Annotated in this window: 21 protein-coding genes; 15 read left to right on the top strand and 6 right to left on the bottom strand. The window is 69.8% G+C overall.

The window, feature by feature from the left end; translation table 11 throughout:
• Positions 1-106 precede the first annotated feature (106 nt).
• Genes ABIE44_RS03865 through ABIE44_RS03855 form a run of 3 tightly spaced genes read left to right on the top strand, consistent with a single transcriptional unit; the run spans position 107 to position 2,134 of the window.
• Positions 107-838: an SDR family NAD(P)-dependent oxidoreductase gene (locus ABIE44_RS03865; protein WP_209721874.1), complete on the top strand. Its 732-nt coding sequence runs from the start codon at positions 107-109 to the stop codon at positions 836-838.
• Entirely contained in the window at positions 835-1,647 is an 813-nt protein-coding gene (locus ABIE44_RS03860; RefSeq protein WP_209721877.1) for an SDR family NAD(P)-dependent oxidoreductase, read from the top strand. Before ABIE44_RS03865 ends, ABIE44_RS03860 begins: the two co-directional genes overlap by 4 nt.
• 4 nt (positions 1,648-1,651) lie before the next feature.
• Positions 1,652-2,134, top strand: coding sequence for a nitroreductase family deazaflavin-dependent oxidoreductase (locus ABIE44_RS03855; protein WP_354437826.1), 483 nt, complete (start codon positions 1,652-1,654; stop codon positions 2,132-2,134).
• Between the two features lie 162 nt (positions 2,135-2,296).
• Here ABIE44_RS03855 and ABIE44_RS03850 read toward each other — a convergent pair whose 3' ends face one another.
• From ABIE44_RS03850 to ABIE44_RS03835, 4 genes are read right to left on the bottom strand one after another with little or no spacing between them, the layout of a single operon-like run.
• Positions 2,297-2,719, bottom strand: a complete 423-nt coding sequence (locus tag ABIE44_RS03850) for a GtrA family protein (protein WP_209721880.1) — start codon at positions 2,717-2,719, stop codon at positions 2,297-2,299.
• The gene (locus tag ABIE44_RS03845) at positions 2,716-3,678 is read right to left on the bottom strand and encodes a glycosyltransferase family 2 protein (protein WP_209721883.1); all 963 of its coding nucleotides are present in this window, start codon (positions 3,676-3,678) and stop codon (positions 2,716-2,718) included. Before ABIE44_RS03845 ends, ABIE44_RS03850 begins: the two co-directional genes overlap by 4 nt.
• On the bottom strand, positions 3,675-4,130 hold the full coding sequence (locus tag ABIE44_RS03840; protein WP_209721886.1) for an MOSC domain-containing protein: 456 nt from the start codon (positions 4,128-4,130) through the stop codon (positions 3,675-3,677). The genes ABIE44_RS03845 and ABIE44_RS03840 overlap by 4 nt, the downstream gene beginning before the upstream one ends.
• Positions 4,131-4,164: 34 nt before the next feature.
• Complete coding sequence (locus ABIE44_RS03835) at positions 4,165-5,007, bottom strand: hypothetical protein (RefSeq protein WP_209721889.1); 843 nt, start codon at positions 5,005-5,007, stop codon at positions 4,165-4,167.
• A gap of 296 nt (positions 5,008-5,303) precedes the next feature.
• On the opposite strand from ABIE44_RS03835, the gene ABIE44_RS03830 reads away from it, so the two are divergent.
• The 7 genes from ABIE44_RS03830 to ABIE44_RS03800 are packed head-to-tail and all read left to right on the top strand — an operon-like array spanning position 5,304 to position 13,120.
• Positions 5,304-6,680, top strand: a complete 1,377-nt coding sequence (locus tag ABIE44_RS03830; RefSeq protein WP_209721892.1) for an ABC transporter substrate-binding protein — start codon at positions 5,304-5,306, stop codon at positions 6,678-6,680.
• A gap of 4 nt (positions 6,681-6,684) precedes the next feature.
• A complete protein-coding gene (locus tag ABIE44_RS03825; protein ID WP_209721895.1) occupies positions 6,685-8,679 on the top strand; it encodes an ABC transporter permease in 1,995 nt (664 codons plus the stop codon).
• Complete coding sequence (locus ABIE44_RS03820) at positions 8,660-9,445, top strand: ABC transporter ATP-binding protein (RefSeq protein ID WP_354437824.1); 786 nt, start codon at positions 8,660-8,662, stop codon at positions 9,443-9,445. Before ABIE44_RS03825 ends, ABIE44_RS03820 begins: the two co-directional genes overlap by 20 nt.
• Entirely contained in the window at positions 9,442-10,149 is a 708-nt protein-coding gene (locus ABIE44_RS03815) for an ABC transporter ATP-binding protein (RefSeq protein WP_209721901.1), read from the top strand. The genes ABIE44_RS03820 and ABIE44_RS03815 overlap by 4 nt, the downstream gene beginning before the upstream one ends.
• A 5-nt stretch (positions 10,150-10,154) precedes the next feature.
• Positions 10,155-11,774, top strand: coding sequence for a hypothetical protein (locus ABIE44_RS03810; protein ID WP_209721904.1), 1,620 nt, complete (start codon positions 10,155-10,157; stop codon positions 11,772-11,774).
• A 1-nt stretch (position 11,775) separates the two neighbouring features.
• On the top strand, positions 11,776-12,414 hold the full coding sequence (locus ABIE44_RS03805) for a hypothetical protein (RefSeq protein ID WP_209721907.1): 639 nt from the start codon (positions 11,776-11,778) through the stop codon (positions 12,412-12,414).
• A 1-nt stretch (position 12,415) separates the two neighbouring features.
• Entirely contained in the window at positions 12,416-13,120 is a 705-nt protein-coding gene (locus tag ABIE44_RS03800; protein ID WP_209721910.1) for a TetR/AcrR family transcriptional regulator, read from the top strand.
• Here the strand turns inward: ABIE44_RS03800 and ABIE44_RS03795 are convergent.
• Entirely contained in the window at positions 13,059-13,610 is a 552-nt protein-coding gene (locus ABIE44_RS03795; RefSeq protein ID WP_354438361.1) for a TetR/AcrR family transcriptional regulator, read from the bottom strand. The genes ABIE44_RS03800 and ABIE44_RS03795 overlap by 62 nt on opposite strands.
• A gap of 187 nt (positions 13,611-13,797) precedes the next feature.
• Between ABIE44_RS03795 and ABIE44_RS03790 the strand changes: the two genes are divergently transcribed.
• Positions 13,798-13,956, top strand: a complete 159-nt coding sequence (locus ABIE44_RS03790; RefSeq protein WP_209721916.1) for a hypothetical protein — start codon at positions 13,798-13,800, stop codon at positions 13,954-13,956.
• Here ABIE44_RS03790 and ABIE44_RS03785 read toward each other — a convergent pair.
• Positions 13,953-14,825, bottom strand: coding sequence for an alpha/beta fold hydrolase (locus tag ABIE44_RS03785; protein ID WP_209721918.1), 873 nt, complete (start codon positions 14,823-14,825; stop codon positions 13,953-13,955). The two genes, ABIE44_RS03790 and ABIE44_RS03785, sit on opposite strands and share 4 nt — an antisense overlap.
• Before the next feature lie 32 nt (positions 14,826-14,857).
• Between ABIE44_RS03785 and ABIE44_RS03780 the strand changes: the two genes are divergently transcribed.
• From ABIE44_RS03780 to folP, 4 genes are all read left to right on the top strand, one after another.
• Positions 14,858-15,643: a polyprenol monophosphomannose synthase gene (locus ABIE44_RS03780; RefSeq protein WP_209721920.1), complete on the top strand. Its 786-nt coding sequence runs from the start codon at positions 14,858-14,860 to the stop codon at positions 15,641-15,643.
• Between the two features lie 111 nt (positions 15,644-15,754).
• Positions 15,755-16,795 (top strand): alpha/beta hydrolase fold domain-containing protein, encoded by a 1,041-nt coding sequence (locus ABIE44_RS03775; RefSeq protein WP_209721921.1) that lies wholly within the window; start codon positions 15,755-15,757, stop codon positions 16,793-16,795.
• A 16-nt stretch (positions 16,796-16,811) separates the two neighbouring features.
• The gene (locus tag ABIE44_RS03770) at positions 16,812-17,777 is read left to right on the top strand and encodes a glucosyl-3-phosphoglycerate synthase (protein ID WP_209721922.1); all 966 of its coding nucleotides are present in this window, start codon (positions 16,812-16,814) and stop codon (positions 17,775-17,777) included.
• Positions 17,774-18,637: a dihydropteroate synthase gene (gene folP, locus ABIE44_RS03765; protein WP_209721924.1), complete on the top strand. Its 864-nt coding sequence runs from the start codon at positions 17,774-17,776 to the stop codon at positions 18,635-18,637. Before ABIE44_RS03770 ends, folP begins: the two co-directional genes overlap by 4 nt.
• The last annotated feature ends 8 nt before the right edge of the window (positions 18,638-18,645 follow it).

Here is an 18,645-nt window from a genome sequence, read left to right as displayed (position 1 = left end):
GGGTCCTCCGAAGGGCTGGGCTGCGCGGAGCGAGGGGGTGACGGGCGTCACGTTAGGCGCTATGTTGACACGTGTCAATCAACCCAGACACCTGTCAGGAGAGCAGATGAGCCTCACCACCGTCGTCATCGGCGGAGCGTCCGGAATCGGTCGGGCGACCGTCGAGGACCTTCGTGCGCACGGCCACACCGTCGTCGTCGCGGACATCACCCCGGGGGACGACGTCATCGCCGTCGACGTCGCGGACGAGGACTCGGTGGCCGCGCTGTTCGACCGGGTGCTGGCCGAGCACGGGTCGTTCACCGGCGTGGTCAACTGCGCCGGCGTGAGCACGCTGGGTGCGGTGATCGACCACGACGCGGCCGAGTTCCGACGGGTCGTCGACGTCTGCCTGACGGGCGCCTTCCTGGTGCTCAAGCACGCGGGTCGCCGGGTCGCCGACGGGGGATCGCTGGTGACGCTCTCGTCGCTCAACGGACGGCAGCCCGGTGGCGGCCTGGTCGCGTACTGCTCTGCCAAGGCCGGGGTGAACATGCTGACCGAGGTCGCGGCGCTCGAGCTCGCGCACCGCGGCATCCGGGTCAACTCGGTCGCTCCGGGTCTGGTCGTGACGCCGCTGACCGCCCCGGCGATGGACATTCCCGGGATCGAGGACGACTACCTGGAGAACACCCCGCTGGGTCGCAGCGGCGAGCCGTCCGAGATCGCGGCGGCGCTCCGGTTCCTGCTGTCCGACGACTCCCGCTGGATCACCGGGGAGAGCCTGGACATCAACGGCGGCGCGCACCTCAAGCGCTACCCGGACCTGCAGGCGCACGTGATGAAGGCGTTCGGGTGAGCCGCCGGGCCACCGTGCCTCCTGACTGGTACGTCGGCAAGACCGCGATCGTCACCGGCGGTGGCTCGGGCATCGGCGCCGCGCTGGTGACGGCACTGCGGCAGGCCGGGGCCATCGCGGTCGTCGCCGACCTGGAGCCAGGGGCAGAGGGTCGCGCGCTGGACGTCACCGACGCGGAGGCTGTTCAGGCGCTGGTCGACGACGTCGTCGCCGAGCACGGCCGTCTGGACCTGCTGTTCAACAACGCCGGCATCACCTTCATCGGCGAGACCCAGGACATCACGCTGGCGCAGTGGAACAAGATCATCGACGTCAACATCCGGGGCGTCGTCCACGGCGTCGCGGCGGCGTACCCGCAGATGATCAAGCAGGGCTCGGGCACCATCGTGAACACGGCGTCGATGGGCGGGTTGATGGCGGCCGGCTTGATCACCTCCTACGTGACCACCAAGCACGCGGTCGTCGGTCTCTCGGCCGCGCTGCGCTCGGAGGCGGCGGCGTACGGCGTGGGGGTGACGGTGGTCTGCCCGGCGGCGGTCGACACCCCGATCCTCGACCAGGGAGAGATCGGCAGAATCTCCGGCCGGGACTACTACCTGAAGGGCCAAGGCGTCCGGAACCCGGTCGATCCCGCCGTCCTGGCCGGCAAGGTGCTCGAGGCCGTAGCGGCAGGTGAGGCGATGGTCATCGAGCCGGTCCAGGCCCGGATGGCCTACCGGTTGCAACGTCTCGCGCCCGGTTTCACCCGCCGAGCGTCCGTCAAGTTCGTCGACAAGCAGCGCAAGCGCGCTGCGCGGAAGAAGAGGTGAGCTCGTGGCCGAGCTGAAGAAGAAGCCCGAGGGACTCGACTCCCCGATCGTGCCGAACGTGATGAAGTACGCCGGCAAGGCGCACGTCCGGGTCTACCGGTTGACGAAGGGACGCATCGGCGGCAAGTGGCGGATCGGTGCGGGCTGGAAGAAGCCGGTCCCGACACTGCTGCTCGACCACGTGGGCCGCAAGTCCGGCAAGGCGTTCACCACGCCGCTGCTGTACCTGGTCGACGGCCCCGACGTCGTGATCGTCGCGTCCCAGGGCGGGTTGCCGAAGAACCCGCAGTGGTACGCGAACCTGATGGCGACCCCGGACACCCGGGTGCAGATCAAGGGCGAGGTCCGCGCCGTGCACGCCCGCACGGCGAACGCCGAGGAACGCGCTGCGGTGTGGCCGAAGCTGGTCGACCTGTACGCCGACTTCGAGAACTACCAGTCCTGGACCGAGCGCGAGATCCCGGTGGTCATCCTCAGTCCCCGGTAACGCCGAGAGGGCACAGATGTCCCGCGTGGCGACGCCGAGAGGGCACAGATGTCCCGCGTGGCGACGTCGAGAGGGCACAGATGTCCCAGATCTCGCTGCCGAGATCCGGGACATCTCAGACCGGTCGGCGCGTGTGGGTGGGACATCTGAGCCCGGTCGGCGTCAGGGGGAGGTCTTCTTCTCCAACGGCCACACGACCCACCTGTACGCCGCGAAGTTCAGCACGAAGCTGATCCCGATCGTGCAGGCCTTCGCGACCAGCACCCGGTCGACGGGCAGGTCGTGGGGGAGCACGCCGAGGAGCAGGTGGATCGCGATCGGCTGCACCACCCACAGCACGGTCCCGGTGGTGCCGATGAAGGTGAGCGCGTGCCGCAGCGTGAGGCGCTCGGCCTTGAAGGTCACCAGCCCGTTGACCACGAAGCTGAAGGTCATGCCCGCCGCCGTCGAGAGCAGGTTCCCCAGGGTGATCCCGAGCGGGTCGTGCAGCAGGGCGAACAACCCGAAGTCGATGATCGTGTTGATGACGCCGACGACGGCGAAGGTTCCGGCGGTCCGGCGCAGACCGTGCTCGAGCGCGGTCACGAGTCGTCCGGTTTCCCGCGCGCGACCAGCGCCAGGGCGTACAGCGGACGGTCCTGGGTCTCGACGTAGACCCGGCCGAGGTAGCTGCCGATGACGCCCATCATGATCAGCTGCAGCCCGCTCAGCAGGAACATGCCCACGCCGAGGAAGGCCCACCCGGGTACGGAGTCCTCCGGCCGGAACAGACGCACGAAGAGCACGTACGCCGCCAGCAGCACCGAGATCCCGGAGATGGCGAACCCGAGCCGCGAGATCAGCTTGAGCGGGGTGGTCGAGAAGCCGATGATGCCGGTCGCGGCGAAGCTGAAGAGCTTGCGCAGCGGATACCCGGTCTCGCCGGCGAACCGGGCGTCGCGGTCAAAGAGCAGTGCCTCCTGGCGGAAGCCGACGTGCGCGACGATGCCACGCAGGAAACGGTCCTGCTCGCGGTACCGGTTGACCTCCGTGACGACCCGGCGGTCCATCAGCCGGAAGTCGCCGACGTTGCGCGGGATGTCGATCGACGCCAGCCGGTCCAGGACCCAGTAGAACGCGTACGCCGTCGAACGCTTGAAGACGCCGTCCTTGCGGGTGCGCCGTTGGGCGTAGACGACGTCGACGCCGCCCTCCCACATCGTGATCATCTCCATGCTGACGGCAGGGGGGTCCTGGAGGTCGGTGTCCATGACGACGACCGCGTCGGCGTCGCCGGCGGCGTCCAGGCCGGCGGTGACGGCGATCTGGTGGCCGCAGTTGCGCGACAGGCTGAGCACGGTCGCCCGCGGGTCCTGCGCGCGCACCTCGAGAAGCTTCTCCAGGGAGGCGTCCTTGCTGCCGTCGTCGACGTAGAGGAACTCGAAGTCCAGGTCGGGCCGGGTCGCGGTCGCGGCGGCCAGCGCGTCGTGGAACGCGCCGATGGCCTCCTCCTCGTTGAACACCGGGAGCACGTAGGCGATCGTCCGTCGTCCGGTGCCGGTCATCGTGCGTCCTCCTGGTCGGTGGGCGACCAGTCGACCTGGTCCCCGACGTGCAGTGTCCCGGATTCGAGGACCCGGAAGACAGTTCCCGCGCGGCGGCGCAGCGCGGCCGCTGCTCCCGGTCCGAGGTTGTCGTCGAGCAGACGGCAGGGCGCGGCCACCCGGACGACCTCCAGCAGGCAGTCCCCGATGCGCACCCGCGTGCCCGGTGCGGTCGGCACCTCGCCGACGTCGACGGTCACGTTGCGCCGTGTTCCCTCCGGCGGGACCGCACGGCCGAGGTCCTCGCCCGCGAGCGCGAGCGCCTCGGCGGACTGCAGGGTCACGTGGCGGTGCTTCGCGCCGTGGTACCGGTCGCCGACCAGGCCGCGTCCGGCCTCGGCGAGCACGGCGTCGACGGACTTCATCGGGAGCCGGCGGCCGGGGGCGACGTGGATCGAGGTGATGGTGCTCATCGGTCGACGACCGTAACAACAAGTGCGGTGCGGTTCAGGCCCCGGTCGCCGGAAGGGCGACGCCGGAGGTGGCGTCAGGGGTGGCGGCCTCGACGACGCAGGTGCCGCCCAGACCCGACTGGCTCACCACCTCGTCGCCGACGAGCAGGTTGATCATGCCCGTCGGGCTGAGTGCGGCGAGCTCGCCCATCTCGGTCTCGCCCAGGACCCGCTCGTACGCCGGCGTGGAGGAATCCAGGGTGAAGGTGTCGATCGGGGTCGGCGGCACGTCGAGGGGCAGGCCGACGCCGTCTGCGTCGGTGGCCCACGGCTGGAACGACAGGGTGAAGGTGACCGGCTGCAGGTCCGCGGTGTTCCCGCCGATCGGCTCGTTGGTGGCGGTGACCACGGCCTCGTTGCCGCAGAAGACCTCCACCGACCCCTTCGGGTTGGTGTAGGCGCCGACCGGGGCAGCGTCGCACGCGACCTCGCGGGTGGTGCTGACCAGGTTCTCGGGGTCCGACTCCGGGTCCGATCCTGGGTCCGATCCTGGGTCCGCCCCCGGGTCGCCGGGGAGGACGACGTCGAAGGCGTGGCCGCCGTCAGCCAGTCCCGCCACCGTGATCGTGGTGCTGGTGCCCCCAGGGACGGCGACGGCCTCGTCGCCGTACGGCTCACCGTCGAGGTACAGCTCGAAGTCGGTCGCGGCGGCTCCGGCGGTGAGCGTGACGGGCACTGAACCGTCCTCGGCGTCGCAGGTCACCGACCCCACGACCGCCTCCACGCCGACCGGGACGTCGGCCCGGGTGGGCCCGGTCCAGGCGAGCGCGCCGAGTACCAGAACTGTGACAGTGCCCAGGCGGGGGCCCAGGCGCAGGGACGGGGCGGGAGCGGGCATGGGCCGACCCTACGGCGGTGACCAATTCGGTGGGAGGGGTTTCAACCGGTCCGCTGACCCGGCATACTCCCCAAATAGAACACGTTCCAGAAAGTAACTTTCTGCCCGCTTCGCAGTTATGTGATGCACATCTACTTTCTGGTTCGTCCTCACCTGGAAGAACTGGCGTCAGGAGTATGGCTGTGCAGAGCGTTGTGGAATCCACCCGGATTCGTCGACTGCTGGGGATCGGGGCACTCGCACTTGTGCTCGCCGTTCCCACGGCGTGCGGGGGCTCGGCCCTCAGTCCGGAGAAGGTGAAGTCCGCCAACGACAAGGTGAACGGCATCACGGGCGCGACCGGCAACGGCGGCGTCGGGGACCCGGGCACCGGCACGGGCACGGGGACCGGCACCGGGACGGGAACCGGCACGGGTACGGGGACCGGCACCGGGACCGGCACGGGAACCGGGACCGGGACGGGGACCGGCACGGGGACGGGTACCGGCACGGGCACGGGGACCAGCACCGGTGGCAGCAAGCCGCCGGCGGTGGCCGCCGGTTCCTGCGCAGGGTTCAAGAACCAGAAGGGCATCACCGCGAGCACGATCGAGATCGGGAACTCCTCCGACATCTCGGGTCCGGTGCCCGGTCTCTTCACGGCCGCCCAGCAGGCGACCAAGGCGTACGTCGCCTACTTCAACTCGACGTCCAGCATCTGCGGACGCAAGCTCAAGCTCACGACCTACGACTCGCGGACCGATGCTGGTGCAGACCAGCAGGCGTACCAGAAATTGTGCGACAACGTGTTCGCCTCGGTCGGTTCCATGTCGGCCTTCGACTCCGGTGGTGCCGGTGTCGCGCAGGGCTGCGGACTCCCCGACATGCGGACCGCCGCGGTGACCGCGACGCGCAACGAGTGCAAGACCTGCTTCGGTGCCCAGGCAGTCGGTCCGCGCGAGTTCTCGAACGCCGTTCCGGACTACATCGTGAAGAACTACAAGGCCGCCAGCCAGAAGGCTGCCTTCCTCTACCTGAACGCCGGTGCGGCCGCGGAGAACGCGAAGTACCAGCAGAAGGTGGAGGAGCAGAGGGGCATGAAGTTCCTGTACAGCGCGGGAATTGACGTCGCCGACTTCAACTACGGGCCCTACGTCCAGCAGATGAAGAGCAAGGGCGTGGAGTTCGTGCAGTTCATCGGCGCGTACCAGCAGTCGGTCCGTCTGGCCCAGGCGATCCAGCAGGCGAACTTCAAGCCGCAGGTCCGTCTGTACGACCCGTCGGTCTACGACAAGAACTTCCTCAAGACCGGCGGAAGCGCCGTCGAGGGCGTGTTCATGTTCATCAACTTCACGCCGCTGGAGGAGAGCCAGCCCGAGCTGAACCTCTACAAGAAGTGGCTCCAGCAGGTCGCGCCCGGCGCCGACCCGACGTTCTTCGGCGAGTTCGCCTGGTCGGCCTCCAAGCTGTTTGTCGAGCAGTCGATCAAATTGGGTGGCAAACTCAGCCGAGCATCCCTGGTGGCGGCCCTCAAGTCCCAGCACAAGTGGACCGGCGGCGGGATGCACGGTCCGATGGATGTTGGTGGCAAGCACTCGCCGTCCTGCATCCGTTTCATGCAGGTCAAGGGCGGCAAGTTCGTCCCCCTCGGCTCGAAGGAGTACACATGCCGCGGAAGCAGTGTCGGGCGGTGACCGCATGAGCGCGTTCATCTCCTACACCCTCCAGGGTCTGTTCACCGGCGCGGCTTTCGCGATCGCCGCCAGCGGCCTGGTGCTCACCTACAGCACCACCCGGGTGTTCAACATCGCCCACGGTGCCGTCGGCATGCTCTTCGGCTACATGTACTGGGACTTCTCGGTCAAGCAGGGGATCCCGGTCTGGATCTCGTTGATCCTGGTGCTGCTGGTCATCGCTCCGCTCCTCGGTGTCTTCTTCCAGCGGGTGCTCACCCGGGGGCTGGGGTCCGCGCCCATCGGCGTGTCCCTGGTCGTCACGGTCGGCATCCTGGTCGCACTCATCGGTGTGGCCACCCAGATCTGGAAGGCCGACGAGGCGCGGGTGATCCCGCAGTTCTTCCCGGACCAGTCGCTGAGCATCGGCAGCGAGGTCAACATCAGCTACCACCGCGTGCTGACGATCGTGCTGTCCGCGCTGGTCGCGGCCGGCCTCTACGTGCTGCTGACCCGCACCCGGGTCGGTACGGCGATGCGGGCCAGCGTCGACAACCCCGACCTGCTCGAGCTGTACGGCGGACGTCCCAAGTCGGTGGCCGCGCTGTCGTGGGCGGTGGGCACCTCGCTCGGTGCGCTGTCGGGCATCCTGCTGGCACCCGAGATCGGGTTGGAGTACTACCAGCTCACGCTGCTCGTCATCTCGGCGTACGCCGCGGCGATGCTCGGCAAGCTGACCAGCCTGCCGCTGACCTACGTCGGCGCGCTGGCCCTGGGCCTCGCCCAGTCCTACCTGGTCGGCTACCTCGACAAGCTGCCCTTCAGCGAGAAGCTCGGTGGGCTTCCCGCCGTCGTCCCGGCGCTGTTCCTGTTCGCCATCCTGGTGATCCTGCCGCAGGCTCCGCTGCGCATCGGTCAGGTCAAGGGCCTGGTCGCCGCACCGGTCCCGAGCCTGACCAAGAGCCTCGGCTGGGGAGGCGCGTTCATCGTCGTCTCGATCGTCCTGGCCGGCACGCTCAGTGACGCCAACCTGATCCTGATGGGCACCGCCGCGACGTTCTCGATCGTGATGCTCTCGCTGGTGCTGCTCACCGGCTACGGCGGCATCGTGTCGCTGGGTCAGTTCACCTTCGCCGGCGTGGGTGCGATCGCGTACTGCAAGCTCGACCAGCCGAACCTGTTCGGCCTCGCGCTGGTCATCCTCATCACCGCTGCGGTCGGTGCCCTGGTGGCCTTCCCGGTGCTGCGGCTGACCGGTCTCTACCTGGCTCTCGCGACGCTCGCGTTCGCGCAGCTGATGGAGAAGCTGATCTTCCAGCAGAGCTTCGCGTTCGAGTTCTCGAACCTGCTGTCGGCCAAGCGGCTCTCGATCGCCGGGTTCGAGTTCGACAGCTACAAGTCGTACGTCGTCCTCATGGTGATCTTCTTCGTGGTCACCGCGGTCGGCGTCCTCGCGATCCGCCGCGGACGCCTCGGTCGGATCCTCATCGCGATGCGTGACAGCCAGGCCGCGTGCGGAACCCTCGGACTGGACCAGCGCTGGTTCCGGGTCGGCCTGTTCGCCGCCTCGGCCGGTATCGCGGGTCTCGGTGGCGCGCTGTTCGCCGGTCTCCGCGGGACCGTCGGCTCGGCGGACTTCATCTACTTCCAGAGCCTGCTGCTGCTCCTGTTCGCCGTCGTCTGGGGCGTCACCTCGGTCACCGGCACGGTCTTCGGCGGCTTCTCGATGATGTACCTGCCCGTCGCCCAGGGCGACCACCCCGAGATCGGCGGGTTGCTGTTCGTCCTGCTCGGCATCGGCGCGGTCGTCATCGGTCGCGACCCGAACGGTCTGGCCAACAAGCTGTTCCAGTTCCCGGGCTGGATCCAGAACACGGTCTACCCGGCGCTCGTCGAGCGGTACCCCGGCATGGCCCTGCGCCCGAAGGAACCGGGTCTCGCCGATCCGGGCCACGACGACCTGACCGAACCTGTCAACGAGCTCGAGGAGGTGGATGCGGATGCCGCTGCTTCACGTTGACGACGTCGTCGTCCAGTTCGGCGGCGTGACCGCTGTCAACCACGCCAACTTCGAGGTCGAGGAAGGCACCATCACCGGGCTGATCGGCCCCAACGGTGCCGGCAAGACCACCACGTTCAACGTGGTCACCGGCCTGCAGACGCCGACGTCGGGCCGGGTGGTCTTCGACGGCAAGAACATCAACCGCCTCCCGGTCAACCGCCGCGCGAAGCGGGGGATCGGTCGCACCTTCCAGCGCCTCGAGGCGTTCGGGTCGCTGACCGTGGCCGACAACGTCCGGGTCGCGCTCGACATCAACGACGGCTTCAGCGGGATGTTCCGCTCGGCCGACAACGACGTCGACGACCTGCTCGAGCTGGTGGGCATCGCCTCCTACGCCTCGGACCGTGCCGACTCGATCCCGACCGGCACGGCGCGGCTGCTCGAGCTCGCCCGTGCGCTCGCCTGCAACCCGCGGCTCCTGCTCCTCGACGAGCCCTCCTCGGGTCTGGACGAGGACGAGACCGAGGCGTTCGGTGACCTGCTCAAGCAGCTGGCTTCCGAGGGCAAGACCATCCTCATGGTCGAGCACGACATGGACCTGGTGATGAGCGTCTGCGACGACATCCACGTCCTCGACTTCGGCACGATCATCGCGCACGGCACGCCCGCCGAGATCCGCGTGGACCCGGTCGTCCAGAAGGCCTACCTCGGCTACTCCGACGAGGGCCCCGCGAACGACGACACCGCGATCATCCCGCTGGTGGGCGAAGGAGCACAGGCATGAGTGTCCCCATTCTGGACGTGATCGACCTGCACGCGGCGTACGGCCGTATCGAGGTCCTCCGCGGCGTGAACCTGACGGTGCCCAAGGGAGCCGTCGTCGCGCTGCTGGGACCCAACGGTGCCGGCAAGTCCACGCTGCTGAAGGTGATCTCGGGACAGATGGAGCAGACCTCGGGTGACATCCACCTGGCGGGCGTGCACGTCACCGGCGCGAAGTCCGACGACCTGGCCCGGCTCGGTCTGACCACGATCCCCGAGGGCCGCAGTGTCTTCCCGAACCTGACGGTCGAGGAGAACCTGCTGCTGATGTCGTACGCCGGGGTCGCTGCCGACGCCGTGTTCGACACCGCCTACACCTATTTCCCGCGGCTGCACGAGCGCCGCTACCAGCTTGCCGGAACCATGTCCGGTGGAGAACAGCAGATGCTCGCAATGGCGCGCGCTCTGGCTTCCGACCCGGCGCTCCTGCTCCTCGACGAGCTGTCGATGGGCCTGGCGCCGCTGATCGTGGACGAGCTCTACGAGACGGTCGCGCAGATCGCGCAGACGGGTGTTTCGATCCTGGTTGTCGAGCAGTTTGCCCGGACGGCACTCCGTGTCTCCGATTACGCTGCCGTCATGACGGGTGGTCGGGTCGTCGCCACGGGCGAGCCCGACGAGATCAGCGACATCATGGCCGATGTGATTCTTGGGGGTGCCGCATGACCTGCGTGCAATGCAATGAGAAGACTCTGTACGACAAAACGATCGCGCGCCGCGTCCGGACGGCGAGCCGCCGGTCGAAGCGCACGGCGGCGTCGGTGCTGGCGCTCGGCCTGCTGGCGGGGGCCAGCGCGTCGTCGATGAGCCCGGCCAACGCTGCCCCGGACTTCACCGGTTTCACCACCTTCGCGCTGGCGACCCCGCTGCGCGTGGAGATCTACGAGCCGGCCATCCCGGTGCCGTCCTCCCCGCAGCTGGAGTTCAACTTCTCCTACACCAAGGTGCAGGGTGCCTCCGGCCCGATCGGGTCGGCCCGTGCCTCGGCGATGTGGCCCGGCGACGCGGTCGGTGAGGGTCTCAAGACCTTCGGCGAGCAGCTCGGTCTGCCCGGACCGCTCACCGACGGTGGTTACCCGGTGCAGGTCAACGCCCAGAACCCGGGCGACACCCAGTCCGCCAGCCAGGAGTTCCTGCCCGGCAGCGTGGGTCGTGTCAGCACGACGGACAAGAAGGCGACCGCCAAGGTCGGCTACGGCACCGCCGGCGACGTCGCCGACGGCGACACCGGGTCCACCCCGCCGCCGAACCTGCTCGACCTGCTCAAGGACCCCACCGGGCTGACCGGCATCCTGCTCGGTACCAAGACCGACAAGGACGGTGGGTCCACCCCGTCGGGCAGCCCGCTCGGTGCGCTCAGCGCCCTGGTCAACGTCGCGGGCATGGACAGCATCTCCTCGACGTCCTACGACCCGGAGTCCGACACGGTCACGGCGAGCGCAACGGCACGGCTCGGCACCGTTGGCCTGCTCGGTGGTCTCATCAAGCTCAACGGCGTCGAGGTCGTCACCAAGACGGTCAGCAACATCGCCCAGGGCGCGGTCACCACGAAGAAGATCGACATCGGCTCGATGAGCATCCTGGGCAACAAGTTCGGGTACACCGGCAAGGGCTTCGAGGCGATGGGCAAGGAGAACCCGCTCCCGGGCCTGCCCGACGACGCGATCAAGGCGCTGGCCAAGCTCGGCGTGAAGTTCGAGATCGGCGAGTCCAAGGTGACCAAGGAGGGGCCGGTCGGCTCCGTGTCCGCCGAGGGCCTGCGGATCGAGATCGACACCCAGCCGCTGCTCAGCCTGCTGCCCAAGCTGCCGCTCGACGAGCTCGTCGGCCAGCTCCCGGACCTGCCGGGCCAGGCCGCGATCCTCAAGGGCCTCATCGTCGCGCTCGGCGACGCGCACCCGAAGGTCGCGCTGGTCCTGGGGCAGAGCCGGGCGGACGCGCAGACGGTCAAGGGCATCGACCCGGACGCCGTGGTGACGCCGCCGGTGGTCGACACCCCGGTCACCGACACCCCGGTCGCGGACGTCCCCGTCGGCGACGTGCCGATCACGGATCCGGGTGCGCCTGCGGAGACCCCGCCGGGCAACGCGCCGACCGACCCGTTCGTGCCGCAGAAGGTTTCGGGTCTTCCGCCGCTCGGGAGCATCCCGATGGCGCTTCTGCTCGGAGGTCTGATGCTCGCTGCAGGCCTGGGCTGGTACATCCGACGTGCCGGCTTGATCATGTTCGGGGGATCCGCAACCTGTGCACACGGCCTCAAGGCCGGCATCCCCGACCTCAGGAAGGTATGAGATGACCACCATCGAAGTTCCCGGAGCAGCCGCCGCCCCGGCCCAGAAGATGCCGAAGGCGAAGGCCAAGGAAGGGGTGGCCCCGCTGAAGGGCAACCCCATCCAGCAGCTGCACTTCATCCTGTTCATCGCGGGTGCGGTCCTGCTGCCCGGCGGCCTGATCGTGATCGGGCTCGGCTGGTACGGCGCGGCGCACACGCCGTACGAGTACGACCAGACCTCCTACCTGATCTCGGGCGGCATCCTGGGCCTGGGCATCACCTTCGTGGGTGGCTTCCTGTACTTCGGTTCCTGGCTCGCCCGGATCGCCGCCGAGCAGAAGGAGTCGGCGCAGAGCCTGTCCGACACCATCCTGGTGCTCGCCGAGGCGATCTCGGACCGGCACGCCTCGGACCAGGCCGCGCTGGCCACGGCGGTCGAGTCGGCCGCCGCTGCCTCCGCCGCCCCGGCTGCTGCTCGTACGGCGGCGACCCCGGCGCGCGCGAAGAGCAAGGTCGACGGCGCCGAGCTGGTGGTCGCCGGTCGCGGCAAGACGGTGCACCGTGCGGACTGCGACCTGATCGCCGGGCGTGAGGACCTGCGTCCTGCCGGCAGCGACGTCTCCGACCTGACGCCGTGCAGGCTCTGCCAGTCGTCCTGACATGACGGAGGTTCGGACTCCCGTCCCGGCTCAGCCGGGCCCGGGAAGCCGGCCTCGGCGTACCCAGGCCGAACGTCGCGCCGAGAGCGACCGGCGGTTGCTGGAGGCGACTGCCGAGCTCGTCGTGGAGCGCGGCATCGAGGGGACGTCCCTGGCCGAGATCGGACGGCGCGCTGGCTACAGCCACGGGCTGGTGCACGCCCGCTTCGGTTCCAAGGACGCGCTCATCGAGCGGCTCAACGCCGAAGCCGTCCGGATGTTCACCACCACGACGGTCGGCCGGGTGGGGGACACCCACGGCGCCGACGCGCTCCGCATCGTCGGCGAGACCTACCTGCGCCTGGTCCTCGGCCCCGACCCTGTCGCCCGGGTGCACCTGCTGGTGTGGAGCGAGGCGATCGCCACGGGCGTAGGCAAGCGTCCCTACCGGGCGGCCTGGGACCGGCTGTTCCGCTCGTCCCTGGTCTCGATCATCGAGGCCGGGATCGCCGACGGCAGCATCCGGCCGAGCATCGACCCGGAGGCTGCCGCGGTGATCATCGTCGGTCTGCTCCGCGGTGTCGCCCTCCAGCTGCTGCTGGATCCCGGGGCCGGGTCGGCGGCGGCCGTGACCGAGGTGGTGCTGAACCACTTCGACCGGGTGCTCAGGCCCGCAGCTCCGCCAGCACCAGCGACCGTACGAGCGACTTGGAATCCGGCAGGCTGACGCCCTCGTCGAGCATCAGCTGCATCGCGATGCCGCGCAGCACCCCGACGATGGTCAGCGCCGTCTCGGCGACGACCAGGTCCGGCCGGATCGTGCCCGCCGCGATGCCGTCCTCGATGAGCTGGGACAGGAAGTCGCGGAACTGCCGGTCCCACTCGGTCTGCGCGGTACGCCGGGTGGCGGTGTTCGCGATCGCCTCGCTCCACAGCACGACGTGCACCCGGCCCAGCGGGTCGGCCCCCACCACCAGGTCGAGGTAGAGGTCGCCGACCACCAGGACAGCGTCCAGGCCGGTGAGCCGGCCGATCCGCTCCGCCGCGACCTCGGCGTAGTGGGCGGTGGCCACCTCGATGATCCGGTCGACGAGCTCGTCCTTGGAGCCGAAGCGGTGGTTCACCAGCGCGTGGCTGGCGCCGGCACGACGGCCGATGTCGGCCAGCGAGGTGTTCGCCAACCCCTGCTCGACGATGAGCTCCACGGACGCCTGGATCAGGCGCTGCTCGCTGTCGGCACGCCGCTCCGCCTGGGTGCGGCGCGAGGACTCCGCGGGTGGGCACGCACCGACGTTAGTGCACCGCTTTCGGGCCGGGTGCGACCCAGGTCACATCCGCAGCGCCGTCGGCCGCGAATACCAGGTGTCGACGGTCGGTCGTCGACCTTGACCGAGGTGGTGCGCGATGGTTCCCATGTTCGTGGTCGGAAGTCTGGTGGCGATGGCGTTCGTCGTCGCCCTGGTGGCTGCGGAGGTCGCCGACCGACGACGCGCGCTGCGCGTCGTCGCCGATGCGTCCCGGTTCGCGGGGCCGGCGGTCGACCCCCGGCTGCCCTGGCTCTAGACCGACGCCAGGTACTCCAGGACCAGCTGGTTGACCAGCTCGGGCTGCTCGAGCTGGAGGAAGTGCCCCGCGCCCGGCACCATCGCGACCGAGCTGCCCGCCGGCAGGTTCGGTTCGGCGGTCGCGACCAGGCGCGGGTCCAGGCAGCCGTCGTCGGCGCCGTGCAGGTAGAGCAGCGGGACCAGCGGGTCGCGCAGCTCGGCGCCCTTCCAGCGCCGGTACGCCGCCGGCGGACCGAAAGGGCTGGCCAGCGCCCGGTAGTAGCCGATCACGGTGCGCCGGTTCGCCGGGCCGGCCATCGCGGTCAGCACGTGCGGCAGGTCCTCGCTCGCGTCGAAGCCCGGCGACCAGTCCTTCCACAGGCGCCGGACCAGGCGCGCGTGGAAGCGCTCGGGCAGGCGCGGCAGCTGGTTGAACAGGATGTACCAGGAGTTGCGGAGCTGCCGGGGCAGCGCTCGCAGCACCTTCGCCCCCTTGATGGCGGTGAACGGCGGCACCGAGAGCACGACGACCGCGGCGAACGGGTTGTCCTCGTGCGCGGCCAGGGCGTTGGCCGTGATGGCACCCCAGTCGTGGCCGACGAGCACGGCGTCCGGACCGCCGCCGAGCTCGCGGTGGATGCCGAGGACGTCGGAGACCAGGGCGGCCACGTCACCGGCTCCGTCGGCCGGGACCTCGGAGGGGGCGTAGCCGCGCAGGAACGGGGCCACCACCCGGTAACCGGCCCCGCCCAGCGCCGGCCCGAGGTGCCGCCAGGTGTGCGCGGTGTCGGGGAATCCGTGCAGCAGGATCGCGAGCGGCCCGTCCGTCGGTCCCCAGGTGAGGGCGGCCAGGGTGACCTCGGGGAGGTCGATCCGGATCTGGTTCATGGGTCCATCGTGGCAGCGCCTAGACTCCTCCAATGACTTCTGGGCGGAATGAACCGGTGCACCCGCGCCGGATCGTCGTCATTCCGACCTACAACGAGGCCGGCAACGTGCTCCGCGCGGTCGATGCCGTGCGCCAGGCGGCGCCGGAGTGCCACGTCCTGGTCGTCGACGACAACAGCCCCGACGGCACCGGTCCGCTGGTGGCCGGGCACCCGGCGTACGGCGACACGGTGCACCTGCTGACCCGTCCCGGCCGCAGCGGCCTGGGAGGTGCCTACCGGGCCGGCTTCGCGTGGGCCCTGGACGCCGGGTACGACCAGATCGCCCAGATGGACGCCGACCTCTCGCACCCGCCGGACCGGCTGCCGGCCCTGTTCGCGGCGCTCGCCACTGATCAGGTCGCAGGGGCCGACATCGCGGTCGGCTCGCGCTACGTCAAGGGCGGCGGCGTGAAGCACTGGGGCTGGCACCGGCAGCTGATCTCGCGCGGCGGCAACCTCTACGTCCGGCTGCTGCTCGGCACCACGGTGCGCGACACGACGGCCGGCTTCAAGGCCTTCAACCGCGAGGCGCTCGAGGCGATCGACGTGCTCGACTCGGAGTCCAACGGCTACTCCTTCCAGATCGAGAACACCTGGCGCGCGACGCGCCGCGGACTGCGGGTCACCGAGGTCCCGATCACCTTCACCGACCGCACCACCGGGCAGTCGAAGATGTCCGGATCGATCGCCCGGGAGGCGCTGGCTCTGGTGCTGTCCTGGCGGATCGAGGAGTGGCGTGGCCGCTCCAGTGCCGGGAAGCGCCGTTCGACGGTCTGACCCCCGGGAATTCGCTGCGGCGAAACTCTTGTGCGGGGGACGAATCTGCCGAATCCTTGCTCATCGTGCCGGTACGTTGCGGTGACCGGTCCGACTGAGGGGGTTGTTTCGATGGGCGCACGCTCGCAGGCAACGACGGCACTACGTCTGGTCTCCGACCTCGAGGTCGCCGAGGTCCTTCCGACCCGGGTCGCACGCACCGAGTTCGGTGGCGGTTCGGTCCGCTCCTCGATGCTCTCCGCCGCCCTCTCGCGCACCGTCAAGCCGTTCATCGGGTTGTGGTCGCGCGTGCCGCTCGCGCCCTGGCCCTACTTCCTCGCCGACTACGTCGGCCTGGCGCTCAGGACCGTTCCCGGCACCACCTTCGAGCCGATGCGACTCCCGCACTGCACCGCCGAGGTGCTGCGCACGCCGTCGGTCGAGGACCGGGTGATCGTCTACCTGCACGGCGGTGCGTTCGTGGTCGGCGGCCGCTACCTGCACCGACAGCTGATGTCGCGGATCGCCGAGGACACCCGCTCCAGCGTGATCGCGGTGAACTACCGACAGCTCCCCAAGCACCCGGTGAGCGCGTCCATCGCCGACGGGCTGGACGCCTACCGCTACGTCCTGGACTCCGGGGTCCCCGCGTCGCAGGTCGTCATCATGGGGGACTCCGCGGGCGGCTACCTGACCTTCCAGGTCGCGCTGGCCGCACAAGCGGCCGGCCTGCCGATGCCGGCGGGACTGGTGGCGATGTCGCCGCTCATCGACTTCGACGGGACCGCCAAGGTGAGCGCCGCGTCGGCCGGGACCTGCGCGCTGTTCCCGCTGAGCTGCTTCGACGCGCTCGGCCAGGTCGTCCTGCGTGCCGCGCACCGCGCCGGCGAGGCGCACGGCCTGCCCGACAGCCCCAGCCGCGCCGCGCTGCACGGTCTGCCCCCGTCGCTGATCCAGGCCAGCTCCTCGGAGATGGTCTTCCCGGACGCCGAGGCGATGACCGCGGCGCTGATCAGCGCCGGGGTGGACGTCGAGCTGCAGGTGTGGGACCACCAGGTGCACGTCTTCCAGGCCGCTGCCGCGATCGTCCCCGAGGCGGCGCAGGCCGTCGAGGAGATCGCCGCGTTCGTCGACGAGGTCATTCCGGACCAGGTCTGGGCGCTGGACGCCTGACCGCTAGCCTCGGGGTGTGACCCTCGACGCCTGGTTCGCCGCGAACACCAGCTCCTGGTGCGACCGGACCCTCGCCGAGCTGCTGGAAGCGAAGTCCGCCCGTGGGCTCACGGTCAGCCTGGTCGTCCCGGCGCGCAACGAGGCCGCCACGGTTGGCGACGTGGTCTCCCGGGTGCGCACGGCACTGACCGAGACCAACGACCTGCTCGACGAGGTGGTCGTCATCGACTCCGACTCCACCGACGACACCTACGCGGTCGCCGAGGACGCCGGTGCGAAGGTTTACCGCTCGGCCGAGATCCGGCCCGACCTGGGTTCGTTCCCCGGCAAGGGCGAGGCGATGTGGAAGGCCCAGTTCGTCACCACCGGCGACGTGCTGGTGTTCATGGACGCGGATCTCCTGGACTGGGACACGCACTTCGTGCCCGGTCTGCTCGGCCCGCTGCTGACCCGGCCGGAGATCGCGCTGGTGAAGGGGTTCTACGAACGCCCCCTGGCAGACGGGTCGGAGGCCGGCCGGTTGAACGAGGGGGGAGCCTACGAGGGCGGTCGCGTCACCGAGCTCGTCGCGAGGCCGCTGCTCAACCTGCTGTTCCCCGAGCTCGCCGGCCTGGTCCAGCCGCTCGCGGGCGAGTGGGCCGTGCGCCGCAACCTCTTCGAGAACCTGCGTGTGCCGACCGGGTACGCCGTCGAGACGGCGGCGCTCATCGACACGCTGCGGTTGCGCGGCGTCGACGCGATCGCCCAGGTCGACCTCGGCACCCGCGCGCACCGGCACCAGTCCCTGCGCGACCTCGGGGGGATGGCCACCCAGATCCTGGTGGCGGCGCTCGAGCGGGCCGGGCTCGAGACGGGCTCCGGGTCCGTCTCCGGGGAGGGCACCGTGCTGCGCCAGTTCCTGCCGGTCGACGGCGTGGCCACCGCCGCGGACAGGTTCGTCCCCCGGGCCGAACGTCCCCCGGCTGCGAAGTACCTGTCGTGACCCTGAAGCTCGGACGGCAGTCCTTCACCGACGACACCACGCTGGTGATGGCCATCGTGAACCGCACGCCGGACTCGTTCTACGACAAGGGCGCGACCTGGGCCGAGGACAAGGCCTTCGACCGGGTCGTCCAGGTCGTGGGGGAGGGTGCGGAGATCGTCGACATCGGCGGCATCAAGGCCGCTCCGGGCGTCTTCATCGACGAGGTCGAGGAGAAGGACCGCGTCGTCGGCTTCGTCGCCCGGGTGCGGGAGGCGTTCCCGGACCTGGTGATCTCGGTCGACACCTGGCGGGCCAGTGTCGGTCGCGCGGTCTGCGAGGCCGGCGCGGACGTGCTCAACGACGCCTGGGGAGGTGCCGACCCGGGGCTGGTCGACGTCGCCGCCGAGTTCGACGCCGCGATCATCTGCACCCACACCGGGGGAGCCACCCCGCGCACCCGTCCGTTCCGGGTGGAGTACGACGACGTCGTCGCCTCCGCGATCGGCGACACGATCTCCTACGCGGGTCGTGCGCTGGCGGCCGGCGTCGCCCGGGAGAGCATCGTGATCGACCCGGCGCACGACTTCGGCAAGAACACCTTCCACTCCCTCGAGCTGACCCGCCGGCTGGGCGAGATGGTGGCCACCGGGTGGCCGGTGCTGGTCTCGCTGTCGAACAAGGACTTCGTGGGCGAGAGCCTCGACCTCCCGGTGGGCGAGCGACTCAACGGCACCCTGGCCGCCACGGCGATCAGCGCGCTCGCCGGTGCCCGGATCTACCGGGTGCACGAGGTGGTCGAGACCCGCCAGGTGGTCGACATGGTCAACACGATCGCGGGACGGCGACCGCCGCAGCGCGCGATCCGGGGGCTCGCGTGAGAGTCGTC

The sequence above is a fragment of the Marmoricola sp. OAE513 genome (assembly GCF_040546585.1).
In the GTDB taxonomy this organism is placed as follows: domain Bacteria; phylum Actinomycetota; class Actinomycetes; order Propionibacteriales; family Nocardioidaceae; genus Marmoricola.
This window is presented reverse-complemented; position numbering and strand designations above follow the sequence as displayed.

What these genes read in the sequence shown, in the direction of transcription:
- ABIE44_RS03845 (WP_209721883.1), bottom strand. Translation starts at nt 3,678, where the DNA reads ATGACCGGCACCGGACGACGGACGATCGCCTACGTGCTCCCGGTGTTC.
- ABIE44_RS03800 (WP_209721910.1), top strand. Translation starts at nt 12,416, where the DNA reads ATGACGGAGGTTCGGACTCCCGTCCCGGCTCAGCCGGGCCCGGGAAGC.
- ABIE44_RS03835 (WP_209721889.1), bottom strand. Translation starts at nt 5,007, where the DNA reads ATGCCCGCTCCCGCCCCGTCCCTGCGCCTGGGCCCCCGCCTGGGCACT.
- ABIE44_RS03805 (WP_209721907.1), top strand. Translation starts at nt 11,776, where the DNA reads ATGACCACCATCGAAGTTCCCGGAGCAGCCGCCGCCCCGGCCCAGAAG.
- ABIE44_RS03815 (WP_209721901.1), top strand. Translation starts at nt 9,442, where the DNA reads ATGAGTGTCCCCATTCTGGACGTGATCGACCTGCACGCGGCGTACGGC.
- ABIE44_RS03820 (WP_354437824.1), top strand. Translation starts at nt 8,660, where the DNA reads ATGCCGCTGCTTCACGTTGACGACGTCGTCGTCCAGTTCGGCGGCGTG.
- ABIE44_RS03780 (WP_209721920.1), top strand. Translation starts at nt 14,858, where the DNA reads ATGACTTCTGGGCGGAATGAACCGGTGCACCCGCGCCGGATCGTCGTC.
- ABIE44_RS03865 (WP_209721874.1), top strand. Translation starts at nt 107, where the DNA reads ATGAGCCTCACCACCGTCGTCATCGGCGGAGCGTCCGGAATCGGTCGG.
- ABIE44_RS03785 (WP_209721918.1), bottom strand. Translation starts at nt 14,825, where the DNA reads ATGAACCAGATCCGGATCGACCTCCCCGAGGTCACCCTGGCCGCCCTC.
- ABIE44_RS03775 (WP_209721921.1), top strand. Translation starts at nt 15,755, where the DNA reads ATGGGCGCACGCTCGCAGGCAACGACGGCACTACGTCTGGTCTCCGAC.
- ABIE44_RS03840 (WP_209721886.1), bottom strand. Translation starts at nt 4,130, where the DNA reads ATGAGCACCATCACCTCGATCCACGTCGCCCCCGGCCGCCGGCTCCCG.
- ABIE44_RS03790 (WP_209721916.1), top strand. Translation starts at nt 13,798, where the DNA reads ATGGTTCCCATGTTCGTGGTCGGAAGTCTGGTGGCGATGGCGTTCGTC.
- ABIE44_RS03825 (WP_209721895.1), top strand. Translation starts at nt 6,685, where the DNA reads ATGAGCGCGTTCATCTCCTACACCCTCCAGGGTCTGTTCACCGGCGCG.